This window comes from Lentzea roselyniae, assembly GCF_039537795.1.
GTDB classification, from domain to species: Bacteria; Actinomycetota; Actinomycetes; order Mycobacteriales; family Pseudonocardiaceae; genus Lentzea; species Lentzea atacamensis.
Genome location: NZ_BAABBE010000009.1, coordinates 269,407 through 283,573, shown reverse-complemented (window position 1 = coordinate 283,573; position 14,167 = coordinate 269,407). Strand labels below are relative to the sequence as shown.

15 protein-coding genes are annotated in these 14,167 nt (G+C 70.9%); 6 read left to right on the top strand and 9 right to left on the bottom strand.

Translation table 11 applies throughout. From position 1 onward, the window contains the following. Positions 1–118 precede the first annotated feature (118 nt). Entirely contained in the window at positions 119–1,849 is a 1,731-nt protein-coding gene (locus ABFX45_RS18795; protein WP_346131434.1) for an L-aspartate oxidase, read from the bottom strand. 136 nt (positions 1,850–1,985) lie between these two features. On the opposite strand from ABFX45_RS18795, the gene ABFX45_RS18790 reads away from it, so the two are divergent. Further along, positions 1,986–2,576, top strand: a complete 591-nt coding sequence (locus ABFX45_RS18790; RefSeq protein ID WP_346131432.1) for a phosphoribosylanthranilate isomerase — start codon at positions 1,986–1,988, stop codon at positions 2,574–2,576. A gap of 158 nt (positions 2,577–2,734) precedes the next feature. On the opposite strand, the gene ABFX45_RS18785 is transcribed toward ABFX45_RS18790, so the two are convergent. Further along, positions 2,735–3,097, bottom strand: coding sequence for a DUF4406 domain-containing protein (locus ABFX45_RS18785; protein WP_346131430.1), 363 nt, complete (start codon positions 3,095–3,097; stop codon positions 2,735–2,737). Between the two features lie 49 nt (positions 3,098–3,146). Between ABFX45_RS18785 and ABFX45_RS18780 the strand changes: the two genes are divergently transcribed. Further along, on the top strand, positions 3,147–3,887 hold the full coding sequence (locus ABFX45_RS18780; protein WP_346131428.1) for a DeoR/GlpR family DNA-binding transcription regulator: 741 nt from the start codon (positions 3,147–3,149) through the stop codon (positions 3,885–3,887). Here the strand turns inward: ABFX45_RS18780 and ABFX45_RS18775 are convergent. Continuing rightward, a complete protein-coding gene (locus ABFX45_RS18775) occupies positions 3,874–5,019 on the bottom strand; it encodes a HEAT repeat domain-containing protein (RefSeq protein ID WP_346131426.1) in 1,146 nt (381 codons plus the stop codon). The two genes, ABFX45_RS18780 and ABFX45_RS18775, sit on opposite strands and share 14 nt — an antisense overlap. A 98-nt stretch (positions 5,020–5,117) precedes the next feature. Here ABFX45_RS18775 and ABFX45_RS18770 point away from each other — a divergent pair, with 98 nt between their 5' ends. Beyond that, entirely contained in the window at positions 5,118–6,425 is a 1,308-nt protein-coding gene (locus ABFX45_RS18770; protein ID WP_346131424.1) for a cytochrome P450, read from the top strand. On the opposite strand, the gene ABFX45_RS18765 is transcribed toward ABFX45_RS18770, so the two are convergent. The 5 genes from ABFX45_RS18765 to ABFX45_RS18745 all read right to left on the bottom strand — a co-directional run bounded on the left by ABFX45_RS18765 (position 6,422) and on the right by ABFX45_RS18745 (position 10,162). Next, positions 6,422–6,952, bottom strand: coding sequence for a MauE/DoxX family redox-associated membrane protein (locus ABFX45_RS18765; protein WP_346131422.1), 531 nt, complete (start codon positions 6,950–6,952; stop codon positions 6,422–6,424). The two genes, ABFX45_RS18770 and ABFX45_RS18765, sit on opposite strands and share 4 nt — an antisense overlap. Before the next feature lie 93 nt (positions 6,953–7,045). Then, positions 7,046–7,465 (bottom strand): S26 family signal peptidase, encoded by a 420-nt coding sequence (locus ABFX45_RS18760; RefSeq protein WP_109638519.1) that lies wholly within the window; start codon positions 7,463–7,465, stop codon positions 7,046–7,048. 82 nt (positions 7,466–7,547) lie between these two features. Continuing rightward, a complete protein-coding gene (locus tag ABFX45_RS18755) occupies positions 7,548–9,380 on the bottom strand; it encodes an ABC transporter ATP-binding protein (RefSeq protein ID WP_346131419.1) in 1,833 nt (610 codons plus the stop codon). After that, on the bottom strand, positions 9,377–9,883 hold the full coding sequence (locus tag ABFX45_RS18750; RefSeq protein ID WP_109638517.1) for a thioredoxin domain-containing protein: 507 nt from the start codon (positions 9,881–9,883) through the stop codon (positions 9,377–9,379). Before ABFX45_RS18750 ends, ABFX45_RS18755 begins: the two co-directional genes overlap by 4 nt. Before the next feature lie 72 nt (positions 9,884–9,955). After that, positions 9,956–10,162: a hypothetical protein gene (locus ABFX45_RS18745; RefSeq protein WP_109638516.1), complete on the bottom strand. Its 207-nt coding sequence runs from the start codon at positions 10,160–10,162 to the stop codon at positions 9,956–9,958. Positions 10,163–10,311: 149 nt separating this feature from the next. On the opposite strand from ABFX45_RS18745, the gene ABFX45_RS18740 reads away from it, so the two are divergent. Continuing rightward, positions 10,312–12,066, top strand: coding sequence for an AfsR/SARP family transcriptional regulator (locus ABFX45_RS18740; RefSeq protein ID WP_346131416.1), 1,755 nt, complete (start codon positions 10,312–10,314; stop codon positions 12,064–12,066). Here ABFX45_RS18740 and ABFX45_RS18735 read toward each other — a convergent pair. Next, positions 12,035–13,234 carry an amidohydrolase family protein gene (locus ABFX45_RS18735; RefSeq protein ID WP_346131414.1) on the bottom strand — a complete coding sequence of 400 codons (1,200 nt, stop codon included), beginning with the start codon at positions 13,232–13,234 and terminating at the stop codon, positions 12,035–12,037. The genes ABFX45_RS18740 and ABFX45_RS18735 overlap by 32 nt on opposite strands. A gap of 61 nt (positions 13,235–13,295) precedes the next feature. On the opposite strand from ABFX45_RS18735, the gene ABFX45_RS18730 reads away from it, so the two are divergent. Both ABFX45_RS18730 and ABFX45_RS18725 read left to right on the top strand, forming a co-directional pair. Beyond that, a complete protein-coding gene (locus tag ABFX45_RS18730; protein ID WP_211337465.1) occupies positions 13,296–13,784 on the top strand; it encodes a MarR family winged helix-turn-helix transcriptional regulator in 489 nt (162 codons plus the stop codon). A 64-nt stretch (positions 13,785–13,848) separates the two neighbouring features. Continuing rightward, the gene (locus ABFX45_RS18725; protein WP_346131412.1) at positions 13,849–14,043 is read left to right on the top strand and encodes a hypothetical protein; all 195 of its coding nucleotides are present in this window, start codon (positions 13,849–13,851) and stop codon (positions 14,041–14,043) included. The last annotated feature ends 124 nt before the right edge of the window (positions 14,044–14,167 follow it).

Genomic DNA, 14,167 nt, shown 5'->3' with positions numbered 1-14,167 from the left:
CCCACCAGCGACCCGACCAACCCGCGGCCACCTCCACGCACCTCACTCAACCAACTCGCCAACCGTGACGATGCCCCCCACCAGCGACCCGACCAACCCGCGGCCACCTCCACGCACCTCACTCAACCAGCTTGCCGACCGTGTCCACGTCCCTCATGAGCGCCGCGATCTCGGCAGGCACCGGAGGGATCTCCTCCCGGTCGACCCAGCCGGGACCCGACCAGACGAGGTTCACCTGCTGCGCGGGATCGAGGTCCGGGTGGTCGGACCGGTTGTGGCAGCCGCGGGTCTCGCGGCGTTCCAGCGCGCACTCCAGGGTCGCGCGCGCCGCCATCGCCGAGGCCTTCAGGTCGAAGGCGTGGGCGAGGTCCTGGTAGCCGGCGAGGTCCGGGTGCACGCCGATGTCGCGGATGCGGTCTTCGAGCTCGTCCAGCTCCGCGAGTCCCTTGCGCAGACCGGCTTCGTCGCGCACGACGCCCGCGTGCTCGGTCATCGTGTTGCGCAAGGACCGTTGCAGGGCACGGACGTTCTCGTGGCCGTCCGCGGACAGCAACGTGTCCACCTCGGCCCGCGCCTCGGCCAGCACGATGCGCGAACGGCGTTGTGCCCCGAGGGAAGCGGAGTACTCGGCGGCCGCCTCGCCCACGATCCGGCCGTACACCAGCAACTCGATGAGCGAGTTGCCGCCGAGCCGGTTCGCGCCGTGCAGGCCGCTGGACGCCTCGCCGATCGCGTACAGGCCCTCCACGCCCGTCGAGTGGTCGTCCGGCGACACCCACACGCCGCCCATCGAGTAGTGCGCGGTCGGGGCGATTTCCATCGGCTCGCGGGTGATGTCCTTCATCTGCAGTTCGAGCAGCGTCTGGTAGACCCGCGGCAGCCGGCGCATGATCTGCTCGCGCGGCAGGTGCGAGACGTCCAGCCACACGCCACCGTTCGGAGTGCCACGTCCCTCCTTGATCTCGGTGTACGCCGCGAGCGCCACTCTGTCGCGTGTGGACAGTTCCATGCGTTGCGGGTCGTAGCGGCTCATGAACCGCTCGCCCAGCGCGTTGGTCAGCACGCCACCTTCACCGCGGGCCGCCTCCGACACCAGGGTGCCGGCCGCGTTCTCCGGTTCGAGCAGGCCGGACGGGTGGAACTGCACCAGCTCGGGATCACGGATACGTCCGCCGGCCAGCACTGCCAGGCGGAACGAGTCGCCGGTGTTCTCGTCGCGGCGCGAGGAGGTGCGCCGCCAGATCCGCGTGTGGCCACCGGCGGCGAGGATCACCGCGTCGGCGTGGAACACGTGGCGCGTGCCGGTGTTCAGGTCGAACCCGTACGCGCCGAAGACCACGTTGTCCCGCACCAGGATCTGCGTGATGTAGCAGGAGTCGTGGATGGGGATGTTCAGCTGTGCGGCCCGGTTCACGAGGGTGCGCTGGATCTCCAGACCGGTGTAGTCGCCGGCGAACGAGGTGCGGCGGAAGGTGTGCGCGCCGAAGAACCGCTGGGAGATCCGGCCGTCGGCCTCGCGCGCGAACGGCATGCCCCAGCGTTCCAGGTCCTCGATGCCCCGCGGGGCCTGTTCCGCGACGATCCGCACGATGTCCGGGTTCGCGAGGAGATAGCTTTCCTTGATGGTGTCGGCGGCGTGCTGCTGCCACGTGTCGGTGGGGTCCATCGTCGCCAGCGCCGCGTTGATGCCACCCGCCGCGAGCGCGGTGTGCGCGTCGGCCTTGGGGCGCTTGCCGACGACGAGCACGTCGACACCGCGCTCGGCCAGCTCGATCGCGGCGCGCAGTCCCGCGCCGCCGGTGCCGATCACCAGCACTGACGTGGCTGTCTGATGTTCAGGGTGCGTCATCGCGGCCTCCATTGCCCGTGTCTCTACAAGTAGGACCAGGCGGCGCGACGATGTGTGACTGTTAGCTGCGCGACAGGTGAACACGGCCACACGGCATTCGCGCTCTGATGGAGTCATTAGGATTCATGGTGTGTTCGTGAAGCTCTGTGGTCTGCGCACCGAGTCCGACGTCGCCGTGGCCGTCGAGGCCGGGGCCGACGCCGTCGGTTTCGTCCTGACCACCAGCCCTCGTCAGATCGACGCCGGCCTGGCGCGCGGGCTCGTCGCGGCGGTGCCGGCGCACGTCCTCACCGTCGCCGTGGTGCGCGGGATCACGGCCGCGGAAGCCGGCGAGCTGGCGCTGCGTACCGGCGTTCAGGCGCTGCAGCTGCACGGCGACTACCCGAAGGAAGCGTTCGACGAGCTGGCCCCGCAGCCGTTCCAGCTGATCAGGGCGACCGCGCTCGGGCCGGGCACCGACGTGCGCACCGGCGCGTTCGGCGAGGAGCTGCTGCTGATCGACTCCCTCGTCGCGGGCTCCGGTGAGCAGTGGGACATCACGAAGCTCCGGGACAACCGGCCCACCGGCAGGTGGGTGCTGGCGGGCGGGCTGGCACCGGAGACGGTCGCCGGGGCGATCGGCGTGGCTGCGCCGTGGGGCGTCGACGTGTCCAGCGGCATCGAATCGAGCCGTGGCGTCAAGGACCACGGCCGGATGCGTGAGTTCGTCGCCGCAGCCCGCGGCTGAGAAACGTCAGCCGGCGACTCGTTCCCCGGCGCGGAAGACCGCGCACGTCCAGCAGCGCGGCGAGGTTCTCCGCGGGTTCCCCGCCACTGCGAGCAGATCGGCGTCGTGGGCGGCCTCGGAGTCCGCGTCCCAGAACCGGATCGTGCGCTCCCCGCGAGCTAGGCCGCGCGGTAGCCCGGGATGTCCTCCACCTTCTCGTAGACCGGCAGACCGCGCTCCCTGGCGATCCGCACGTCCTGGTCCGCGCCGGTCGACTCACCGGGCAGCCGCAGCACCGCGTCGCAGTGCTCCAGCAGCCGTTCCGCGGTCGGGTACATGATCTCCGCCGCGATCGGGTCCATCGGCGAGCTCCCGCCCGCACCGCGCAGCACCGGCAACGCCACCCATTCGCCGATCATCGGCACGTGCCCGCTGCGGAAGACCGGCCACGCGGCCTCCTCCAGCCGGGCGAGGTTGCGCGCCATCAGTTCGGGGTCGTCCCCGGTGCCCGAGCGGTAGGGCCCTGCGATCAGAATCAGCATGCGATCAACCATAGTGTGCAACACTCGGCAAAAACAAGGAGAAACGTGCATGCTCGCCGCCCAACGCCGTGACCTGCTGCTCGAACGCCTGCGCACCGAAGGCCGGATCGTCGCCAAGGACCTCGCCGCCGAGGTCGGCATCTCCGAGGACACGATCCGCCGCGACCTGCGCGATCTCGCGGCAGCGGGCCTCTGCCAACGCGTGTACGGCGGCGCGCTGCCCGTCTCCCCCGCGATCGCCGACTACGCGACGCGCCAAGAGGTGTCGGTCGACGGCAAGCAACGAGTCGCACGAGCAGCGGCGGCGTTGATCGAGCCCGGCGCCACCGTGATCCTCGACGGCGGCACGACCACCCTCGCCGTGGTGCGCGCGCTACCGCTCGACCTGCAGGCCACGGTCGTCACGCACAGCCCGACGATCGCGAGCGCGCTGGAAGAACACCGCGACGTGGACGTCTACGTGATCGGTGGCCGGTTGTTCAAACACTCGATGGTCGCCTGCGGTGCCGCCGCCGTGGAGGCCGCGCGGGGTGTGCACGCCGACCTGTTCCTGCTCGGCGTCACGGGCGTGCACCCGGAGGCGGGGCTGACCACCGGCGACGCGGACGAGGCCGCGATGAAGCGCGCGCTCGCCCACCAGGCGGCCGACACGTACGTGCTGGCCAGTTCGGAGAAGATCGGCACCGCGTCCCGGTTCGGCGTGCTGCCGTTCAGCGAGGTCGCCGGAGTGGTCACGGACGCGGTCAACGCGGTCGTGCGGGCGCTGGAAGTGCCGGTCATCCGCGCGTGATTTCCAGAAAACCCTTGGGAGAGCCATAGGTGCGGCCGCACTGGGTCAGGGCGAGGACACCGTGCCCCTCCACGTCGCCGTCGAAGTACGTGGGGTCGACCGACAACTCCTCGGCCACCTCGGTCGCCCAGATGTCGTCGAGGTCGTCGTTCTCGTCGCTCCAGTCGTGCGGCAGTCCCCTGCCCTCCTCGACATCGAGCTCGCCGATCTGCTCCTCCGGCTTGAACGCGTCGTAGTAGCGGACGACCTCGCCGCTTTCCGCGATGCACCACGCCGTCCAGCCGTCCCCACAGCTCATGCCGTAGTGGTGCGCCTCGCCGAACACCGCGCTCAGCACCGCGCAGATCTCGTGCACCGGCCTTTCCGCGTGCGCGAACGGTTCGCCGAACACCAGCGTCCAGCCGTCCCACGCGCCCGTGACGTAGACCCGCGCGCACTCCACGTGCTCGTCGGCCTTGGACCACGCGTGGTGGTCGTTGTTCCACGCCGCCCCGCCCAGCACCTTCGTCACCGGTGTCGGGTCCTGCAGTCCGCAGACCTCGAGCACGGCGGCCTGGTTGTCGGTTTTGATCGCGTACCAGCCACCGCAGAGATGCATCTCCTCGGAGCCGTACATCTCTTCTTCGATCTTGACGCGGATGTACCGCTCGATCATCCGGCGGTCCGCCGCCGACATCGCGTCCGGGCCGGCGACCTCGACGATTCCGGCGAGCGCTCCCCGGCGCGTCGCACCCTTGGCAGTGCGGCGCGTCTCGTGCAGCAGCGGCAACACGTCCGGGCCCATGGTTCCGAACGCCCACAACGCTTCCTGCCGCACGTAGTGGTCCTCGTCGGCCAGCAACGGCAGCAGTTCACGCGCGTACCGCAGTGCCTTCTCGCCGCGGAACATGCTCGCGGCCACCCGGCGCACCGCCGCGTGCGGGTGGCGGGCCGCGGCCAGGTAGACCTCGTCGGCGGCGTCGAGCAGGGAGAACACCCGGCACGCCGACTGCACGGCCTGGCCGTCACCGGACGTGGCGATCAGTTCCGCTATTTCGTCGAACGACGTGATGCCGTGCTCTGTCACGAAGTCCTCGGTCTCGCGCCGGTGGTCCTCGTGCGTCATGCGGTCGAGCAACGCCCGGATCTCCATGGCGCGACAGGGTACTCGTTGGTCCGAAGTGGACTTCCGATTCCGCCGGACGGACCACCCTTGACTCGTCGCCCCGCAGCAGGAACGCTGCGGAACTGATGAGTACCTCAACTCTCGCGGAGGAGCACGTCAAACCGGTGGTGCGCTGGGGCATCGGCCACGCGCTGCCACGGGCGGTACTGCGCCTGGCAGCCCGCCGCGGCGACCTGCAGGGCCGCATCACCGTCGAGGCGTCCACGGGCGCCGACCTCACCGGACTGTTCGACGAGATCCGCGCGCGCGGCCCGCTCGCCGCCACCAAGGTCGGCCACACCACGACCCGGCACGCGATCGTCAGGGACGTCCTCGCCGACGACGCCTTCGTGACGACCCGCCCCCGCTTCGGCGCGGGCATCCTCGGCAAGCTCGCCGCCTGGTCCGCCTCCGAGGTCACCCATCCCGTGCAGCCGCCGTCGCGGCTGGTCGTCGAACCACCGGCGCACACCCGCTACCGCAAGCTCGTGACCCGCGTCTTCACCGCCCGCGCCGTGGAACAGCTTCGCGAGCGCACCCAGGCGATCGCCGACGAGCTGCTGGACGGCCTAGATCCGGCGAACCCGGTCGACCTCATCGAAACGTACTGCGGCCTGCTGCCGGTCACCGTCATCAGCGAGATCCTCGGTGTGCCACCACAGGAGCGCGCGACGGTCCTCACCCTCGGCGCGGCGGCCGCCCCGAGCCTCGACCTGGGCCTGTCGTGGCGCGTCTTCCGCAACGTCGAGTCCACGCTGAACACGTTCGACGCCTGGCTCACGCGCCACCTCGACGCCCTGCGCGCCAACCCCGGCGACAACCTCCTCAGCCGCCTCATCGCCGCGCGCGAGGACGGCGCCGGTCTCACCGAGCGCGAGCTCAAAGCCACGGCGGGCCTCGTCCTGGCCGCAGGTTTCGAAACCACGGTCAACCTCCTGGGCAACGGCATCGCGTTGCTGACGCAGCACCCGGACCAGCTCGCCACCCTCCGCGCCCGGCCAGAGCTGTGGAGCAACGCCGTCGACGAGATCCTCCGCTTCGACCCGCCGGTCCTGCTGACCGGCCGCATGTGCTCGCGCGACACGACGATCGCCGGCAACCCCGTGCGGCGCGGCCAGCTCGTCACCACCGTGCTCGCCGGGGCCAACCGCGACCCGGAGGTCTTCGAGCAACCGTCGGCGTTCGACATCACCCGCCCGAACGCCCGCGACCGCGTGTCGTTCGGCGCCGGTCGCCACTACTGCCTCGGGGCCCAGCTCGCGCGGATGGAGGGCGAGATCGGGCTGCGCACCGTGTTCGAGCGGTTCCCCGGCCTGCGGCTGCTGACCGGTGCGCGCCGCCGTCCGACCCGCATCCTGCGCGGCTTCGAACGCCTGCCGGCGAGCCTCGGCTAGACCGGACCGGCGACGAGGTCGGCCAGGTCGTCGAACCGCACCACCAGCACCGCGCCCACCGCGCCGACGGCCGCGGCCAGCCACAGCGCGGCGGGGTCGACCGTCGAGTCCACAAAGGACAATGACACCAGGCCGGCCGCGGCCACCGCCAGGAGGAAGGCGTTGCGCACGATGTGCCGGTGCGCGAGCGTGGTGCGAGCGCGCCCGAAACACCGGCACACCGCGCCGGACCGCCGTGACACCGCGCGCCACACCACGGCGGTCAGCACACCGAACACGCCCACCGCCAGCGCCAGACCGGCGACGGCGGGCCAGTACCCGGTGAAGACGGACGCGAGCAGCAGCGCGGCGGTCGCGAACTCCGCCACGACCGTCAGCACCGCGAAGAGACGCGTCCACCGCGCGGGAATCCCGAACGCCGGCACCGACGCGACGAACTCGGCGTAGTCGGACCTGCTGCGCACCTTGCTCACCGCGGAGACCAGCAGGACGATTCCGCAGAGGACCACAGCACCCGTGCTCAGCAAGATTTCACCTCTGACATCACTTCGCCCCTGTCCGATCGGCCTCAACACGACACCGCGCAGAACGAGCCCACACAAGGTCCATCACACCCGCGCTCACCCCTGCCCGATCGGCCTGAGCACCACACCGATCAACGCGTCCGCCGGGAGATAGCCCAGTCGCCGGGAGTCGTTGCTGCGCGCGAGGTTGTCACCGAGCACCAGCAGGCGATCCGCCGGGACCCGCGGCCCCGGCACCGGGATCTCCGGCGGCACGGGATCACCCGGCACCGCCGCCGCGCGTTTCACCATGCGGCCTCCCGTCGGGTCGTCCGGTGTGGCGCTGTCGACCTGCACGACCACGACCTGGCCGGCGCGGACGCGGTCGAGCCCGGCCCGGCGGACCAGCAACCGATCGCCCGAGCGGTAGGTCGGTTCCATGCTCACGCCGCGCACCGTGACCACGAGCAAGCGGCTGCGCAACACGAGCAGCCAGGCCACAAGGGCGAGAACAGCGAAAGACGCCACCCAGATCATCCGGTCACCACCCAGTCACATTTTGGAGCCTGCAAGCGGAAGGACCGCCAACAGCCGCCGAACGACACGGAGCCCACCCAGATCATCCGGTCACCACCTCGTCGTATCCCGAAGCCTGCAAGCGGAAGAGCCGCGCGTAGTCGCCGCCCAGCGCCAGCAGTTCGTCGTGCGTGCCGAGCTCCGAGATCTGCCCGCCGGTGAGGACCGCGATCACGCCGGCGTCGCGGATCGTGCCGAGCCGGTGCGAGATCAGCACGCTCGTCGCACCCTCGCGGTGCCGGCGCAGGCTGCTGTGCACCTCGTGCTCGGCCTGCGCGTCCAGGCCGGAGCTGGGTTCGTCCAGGATCATCAGGTCCCTGCGGTCGCGCAGGAACGCCCGTGCGAGCGCGAGCCGTTGCCACTGGCCGCCGGAGAGCAGCACGCCGGTCTCCGGGTCCTCACGGTCGGCCTCGTCGAAGAACATGCGCGACAGCAACGTGTCGTAGCCGCGGGGCAATGCCGTCACCGCGTCGTGCGCGCCCGCCCGCCGTGCCGCCGCGACGATGCGTCCCCGGTCGTCCATTGAGCACACATCGCCCACGCCGATGTTCTCGGCGGCGCTGAGGTCGTAGCGCATGTAATCCTGGAAGACCGCGCCGATGTGCGCGCGCAGGTCCTCCGGTGAGAAGGAGCGCAGGTCGACGCCGTCCCACAGGATCGCACCGCGGCAGGGGTCGTAGAACCGGCACAGCAGCTTGACGATCGTCGACTTCCCCGCGCCGTTCAGGCCGACCAGCGCGAACGCGCTGCCGTGCGGGATCGTCAGGTTCACCCCGCACAGCACCCACGGCTGGTCGTCGGCGTAGCGGAACCACACGTTGCGCAGCTCGATGCCGTGCCGCAGCGGCGGAACCGGTTGCGGCACAGCGGCCACGGGCAGGTCCGCCGGCTCTGACTCGATCTCCCGGTAGTGGTGGAACAGCAGCACCGAGTGGTGTGCGGAGGCGAGGTTGTGCACCAGGCTCTGCGACGCGCTCTGCACCCCGGCGACGGCGGCCACGAACATCGCGACGTCACCGATCGACAGCGATCCCGCGGCGGCGAGCCACACCGACCAGACCAGCCCGGCGGCCGACACCAGCGCGGTCAGGCCGGCGAGCAGCCCGCGAACCCGCGCGTCACGCCGGTCCTGTCCTTCCACGACGGCGTGCGCCGCGGTCAGCTCCACGAGCATGCGGCGCCGGAAGAGGTCGCCGAGCCCGAGCAGCCGCAGTTCCTTCGCCGCGTCGAGGCTCGACAACAGCTCCGCGTAGAACACCTCACGCCGCTCGGCTGGGGTGATCGACCACAGCACCTCGGCCCTGGCCCGGCTGAGCCGCAGGTGGGCGATCAGCGCGGGCACGGCGGCGAGCAGCACGATCACGGCCATGCCGGCGTTCAGCACAACCAGCGTGCCGAGGAACCCGCCCGCCGTCACGGCAGCCTGCACCGCGCCCAGACCGTCGTCGACGAGCTGACCGGGACCGCTGCGGCCGGTCTGCTGCGCCAGCTGGAGCTTGTCGCGGAAACGGGGATCCTCCATGCGCGCCAGGCCGGTGAGCCTGCCCATCGCCTGGTACAGGCGGTCCATCGTCAGCACCGCGACGGCGCGGTCCAGCCGTTGCTTGAGGTACTCCGTCGCGACCGGCAGCAGGCCGCTGACCAGGCCGGTCACCGCCAGCGCGACGGCCCACGGCACCAGCGTCGCCCAGCCGCCGTCCGCGGCGAGGCCGTCCAGCAGGATCTTGGTGCACCACGCCGCCGCGAGCGGCACGACGCCGCCGAGCAGGCAGAGCACCACGTACACCGGTGTGCCCGCCGGCGATGCCGTCCTCGTCAGGCCGAAAGCGCTGACCAGGAGCGACAGCACCCGGCGGGCGCCGAGCTCGGTGTTCACCGGGTCGCGTGAACCGGCAGCGCTGACATCTCCCAGCCGCTCGCCACGACGGTCGCGTCGCTGTCGATCAGGCACACCGCCGGGTAGCCGGTCGTGCCGAACGCGTTGTGCAGCGGGCCGCCCATCTCCTCGACGACGACCTCGGCCACCTCGCCGAGGCGCACCACCATGTCGGCCACCTCCTCGGCACCTCCCGCGGCGACCGCGAGCACCTTGCCGCGGTGGCCGGTGGCGTACTCGATGAACTGGGGCATGCGTTCCTTGCACGGCTCGCAGTTCGGGGAGAAGAAGCCGACCAGCGCACCGGAGACGTCCACATCGGACAGTTCGATGCGGGAGCCGGCGGGCAGCATGATGTCCGGTTCGGCCGCCGCCTGCTTCTCCCGCAGGTCGCGCAGCGCCTCGTTCTGCTCGCGCAACCGCCGGATGATGCCGAAGCTCAGCAACAGGTCCAGCACGCACAGGATTCCGACGACCACGACCGCGGCGGTCAGCACTGACATGAGAAGTCTCCGAAGTTAGAGGGGAACGGGAAGCCGTGAGTGGCGAGACGCGTCACCACTCACGGCATCTGGTCACGCGCCGCAGATCCGGAAGACCGTGCACGGGCCACAGGTGACCCTGCACGCGCCGTTGTACGAGCAGCGCTGGCGGAAGTCACTGCGTTCACGGCAGTAGCAGTGCTTGTAGAACGGGTCGGGCGGGCAGGCCGCGCCCACGTCCACCTTTGCCACGAACATGCCGAGCAGCTTGTCGCTGAGCGACTCCAACGTCTTGCGCATGTGTCGCGCTCCCTCACTTCCTCCGCGCCGGGTGGCGTCGGTGGCGTCAACGTAGGAAAAGCGGGTACACGGCGGCGCCCAGCGCGGATACACGTCCGCGTGTATGTCGTGTCGGCGTTGTGTCAGCGGCCGCGGTCAGGATCACCGGCGTGTCAGTCGAGTTCAGGATTCTGGGGAGAATCGAGGTGCGCGCCCGCGGCACGAACGTCGCGCTCGGCTCGCTCAAGCAACGCCTCCTGCTCGCCACGCTGCTGCTCAACCCAGGTCGGCCGGTGCCGATCCGCAGGCTGGTCCGCGCGCTGTGGGCGGACGAGCCGCCGATGTCCGCGGTGGCCAACCTCCGCACGTACGCCAATCGGCTGCGCCAGGTGCTTCCCGATGGCGCACAGCGCATCGCCGGACGGCAGGCGGGGTACGAGCTCACGCTGCGGCCGGGCGAGCTGGACCTGCACCTGTTCACCGAACGGGCCGACGCGGGCAGGACCGCGTTGTCCCGCGGTGATCACGCGGCGGCCGCGCGTCATCTCGGTGAAGCGCTTTCCGCGTGCCGGGGGGCGGTGCTGGAGGACCTGGCGGACAACGAGGCGCTCGCCGCGTTGGTCGCACCGGTCGAGGAGCTGCGGCTGGCGGTGACCGAGGACCACTTCGACGCGCGGCTGGGCCTCGGCGAGCACCGCGAGCTGATCACGCCGCTGCGCGAGTTCGCGGCGGAGCACCCGTTGCGGGAACGGCCGCGGGCGCACCTGGTGACCGCGCTGTACCGGGCGGGCGACCTGGCGGGAGCTCTCGCCGTCTTCACCGACTACCGCAGGGTGATCGCCGACCGCCTCGGCCTGGAGCCCTCACCGGAGCTCGTCAAGCTGCACCAGGCGGTGCTCGACCGCGATCCGGGACTGACCGCGGTTAGCACCGTGCGTGCCTCTTCCTTCCGCGCGCCGAAAGAGCTTCCGGCGCCCTGCCGGTCGTTCAGCGGCCGCGAGCGGGAGGTGGCGCGGCTGCAGGCCTTGCTCTGTGGCACCACGCCCACCGCGGCCGTGGTGCACGGTCAGTGCGGCGTCGGCAAGAGCGCGCTGGCACTGGAGGTCGCGCACCGCATAGCGCCGATGTTCCCCGACGGCCAGCTCTACATCGACCTCGGGCAGGCGACGCGCGTCCCCCATCGGCTGCTGCGGCACCTCGGGGTCTCCGACGTACCGCACGCGGTGGACGAGGCCGCCGCCCTGCTGCGGTCCCGGCTGGCCGACCAGGCGGTGCTCGTGGTGCTCGACGGCGCGACCGGCCCCGCACCGCTGCGTGAGCTGATGCCCGCGACCGGCCCGTGCGCGGTGCTGATCACCAGCCGGTCGCCGCTCCTGCTGGACGGCGCGGAACACGTCCGGCTCACCCCTCTGTCCGATGTGGACGGACTGGAACTGCTCACGCGACTGGTGCCGAGGGCATCGGCAGAACCCGGTGCCGCCGCCCGGATCGTCCAGTGCTGTCACGGAATCCCGCTGGCGCTGCAGATCGCGGGCGCCATCCTCGCGCACCGCCCCGCCCGTCCGCTGGCCTGGCTGGCCCGCCGGCTGGCCCCCGACTGGCGGAGGCTCGCCGAGCTCAGCTTCGGCGGCGAGTCGGTCCGCGCCGCCTGCGCCGCGGCGTTCAGCGCCGTCGACGACCCGCTGGCGGCCAACGCGTTCCGGCTCCTCGGCCGGTACGAGCTGTGCGACGCCGCCACCGCCGCCGGCGAGCTGGGCGCGGACCCGCTGGAGACCGAGGCCGCGCTGGACCACCTGGTCGACCTCGGTCTCGCCGAGTGGAGCGACGGCGACACCTACCGGTTGCCCGGACTGATGCGCCTCTTCGCCGCGGAGCTGGGCCCGTCGAGACGCACTACCGCTTCAGGCGTGCCACGACATCCCTGACGGCACCGGCCACGTCCTGCGTCTCCGCCTCCACACCACCGACGAACACCTTCTCGAGGTTGCCGGGGTGTGCGGCGGTGACGAGGGCGGCGACCGGGTCGTGGGTACCGAGGAGGTTGAGGTCGTCAGCCCGCAGCACCACCAGATCCGCGTGCTTGCCCACGCCGAGCGACCCGACCCGATCGGCCATGCCGATCGCCGCCGCACCTTCGATGGTCGCCATCCGCAACACGTCCGCGGGCGTGACGTGCACTCCCTCGCTCAGATGCGCGGAGAGCAACGCGGCGCGCATGAGGGAGAACATGTCCCCCGCGACGGCCGTCACCGTGTCGACACCGAGGCCGGTCGGCACGCCGAACGCGCGAGTGCGGCGCACCATCGGCACGCCGTGCCCCATCACCGCTTCGACGGCGGGCGCGATCGACACGCCCGCACCGGCCTCGGCGACCAGCTTCAGCTCGTCGTCGCCGAGCTCGTTGCCGTGCACGAACGTGGTGTTCGCGTCGAGCAGGCCCCTGTCGCGCAGTGCCGAGATCGGGTTCTCCTTCCCGGCGACGTGCGTGACCACGCGCATTCCCAGCGACCGGGCGAGCAGCCAGTCCCGCTCCACGACGCCGATGTCCGAAAAGGACGGTCCGAGCGGCGCCAGTGCGATGTCGACCAGTCCTCCGCCCAGCGCGGCGCCACGCCGCACGTCCTCTTCCGCGCAGGCAGGGCCGAAGACGGGCTGACCGTAGCCGTACATCGCGCGGACGCCGGACTCCCGCAGCCCTCGCACGGCGGCCTCGGCGTGGCCGAAGGTCGGCGCGAACGAGAAGTCCTGCACCGTCGTGATCCCGGACGCCAGGCACTCGAGCGCACCCGCGAGCGTCCCGATCCTCAGCTCGTCCGGTGAGAGGACCGCCTGGACCGGCATCAGCATCCGCTCCAGGTACTCGCCGAGCGTCATGTCAGCGCAGAACGACCGCATCAGCACCTGCCACAGGTGCCGATGCGTGTCGACGAAACCGGGCAGCACGATCCGGTCCGTGCAGTCGATCACCGTCGCCGCTGGCAACCCCTTGCCGACCGCGGCGATCCGGCCGTCCGACACCAGCACGTCGGTGCCGGGCATGACCACGACCGGATCGGTGTCGATCACCAGCGCGTTGCGCAGCACGAATTCCATGAATCCCCCTCACTCGAAAGCTTTCCTAAAAGCTATCACGGTGTGCAATAGGCTTTGACCTGTGACGGATCGTGTGGATGAGCTGATGGACCGGTGGCGGGCGGAGCTCCCGGAGGCCCTCGTGGCGAGCTCGGAGCTCGGCAAGCGCGTGATGGTGCTGTCGGGACTGCTCGGAGAGGCCACCCGCGCCACCGTGACCGGGTTCGACCTGACCGGCGCCGACTTCGACGTGCTGGCAGCCCTGCGCCGCAGTGGGAAGCCCTACCGGCTCAAGGCGAACGAGCTCAGCCGCTCACTGCTGCTCTCGACCGGCGGCACGAGCAACGTGGTGAACCGCCTCGTGAGCCGCGGCCTGGTGGAGCGGGAGCCGGACCAGACCGACGGCCGCAGCACCTTCGTGCGCCTCACCCCGCGCGGCCGGTCGGTAGCCGAGGAGGTCGTGATCGCGAACAGCAAGGCGCACGACGAGGTGCTGTCCGCGGTCCCCGCCGAGCTGCTCGAGAACGCCACGGCCGCGTTGCGCGAGCTGTTCCGGCACCTGCCGCGCTGATCAGGCCACCAGTGGCCGGTCGGTGGCCTGTTCCATGAGCGGACCGAACGCCATGATCAAACCCATGATCCGTCTCTCAGCCGCGATGATCACCGTCGTAGCGTTGTCCAGCCCCGCCGCGAGCGCCGCCGAAGCCACGCCCCCTCAGTTCGCCGACGGCTTCGGCCTTGTGGTGACGAGCTGCACCGGCAAGCACGCCGAGGAGCCGTGCGTGCAGGCCGGCCTGAACCACTTCGTCGGGTTGATCACGGGGCGTTGATGGGCCCTGACGTGCGACGTTCGGCGTGAACCGAACGGAGCATTTCTGGAACCGCGCGTCCCGAATCCGTCCTGACCTCCTCTAACGCGTTTAACGGGCCCCTGCACCCGCGCGAACGTGCGCG

Coding starts and splice junctions, on each gene's coding strand:
- ABFX45_RS18795 (WP_346131434.1), bottom strand. CDS start 1,849: ATGACGCACCCTGAACATCAGACAGCCACGTCAGTGCTGGTGATCGGC.
- ABFX45_RS18785 (WP_346131430.1), bottom strand. CDS start 3,097: ATGCTGATTCTGATCGCAGGGCCCTACCGCTCGGGCACCGGGGACGAC.
- ABFX45_RS18780 (WP_346131428.1), top strand. CDS start 3,147: ATGCTCGCCGCCCAACGCCGTGACCTGCTGCTCGAACGCCTGCGCACC.
- ABFX45_RS18775 (WP_346131426.1), bottom strand. CDS start 5,019: ATGGAGATCCGGGCGTTGCTCGACCGCATGACGCACGAGGACCACCGG.
- ABFX45_RS18770 (WP_346131424.1), top strand. CDS start 5,118: ATGAGTACCTCAACTCTCGCGGAGGAGCACGTCAAACCGGTGGTGCGC.
- ABFX45_RS18760 (WP_109638519.1), bottom strand. CDS start 7,465: ATGATCTGGGTGGCGTCTTTCGCTGTTCTCGCCCTTGTGGCCTGGCTG.
- ABFX45_RS18750 (WP_109638517.1), bottom strand. CDS start 9,883: ATGTCAGTGCTGACCGCCGCGGTCGTGGTCGTCGGAATCCTGTGCGTG.
- ABFX45_RS18745 (WP_109638516.1), bottom strand. CDS start 10,162: ATGCGCAAGACGTTGGAGTCGCTCAGCGACAAGCTGCTCGGCATGTTC.
- ABFX45_RS18735 (WP_346131414.1), bottom strand. CDS start 13,234: ATGGAATTCGTGCTGCGCAACGCGCTGGTGATCGACACCGATCCGGTC.
- ABFX45_RS18725 (WP_346131412.1), top strand. CDS start 13,849: ATGATCCGTCTCTCAGCCGCGATGATCACCGTCGTAGCGTTGTCCAGC.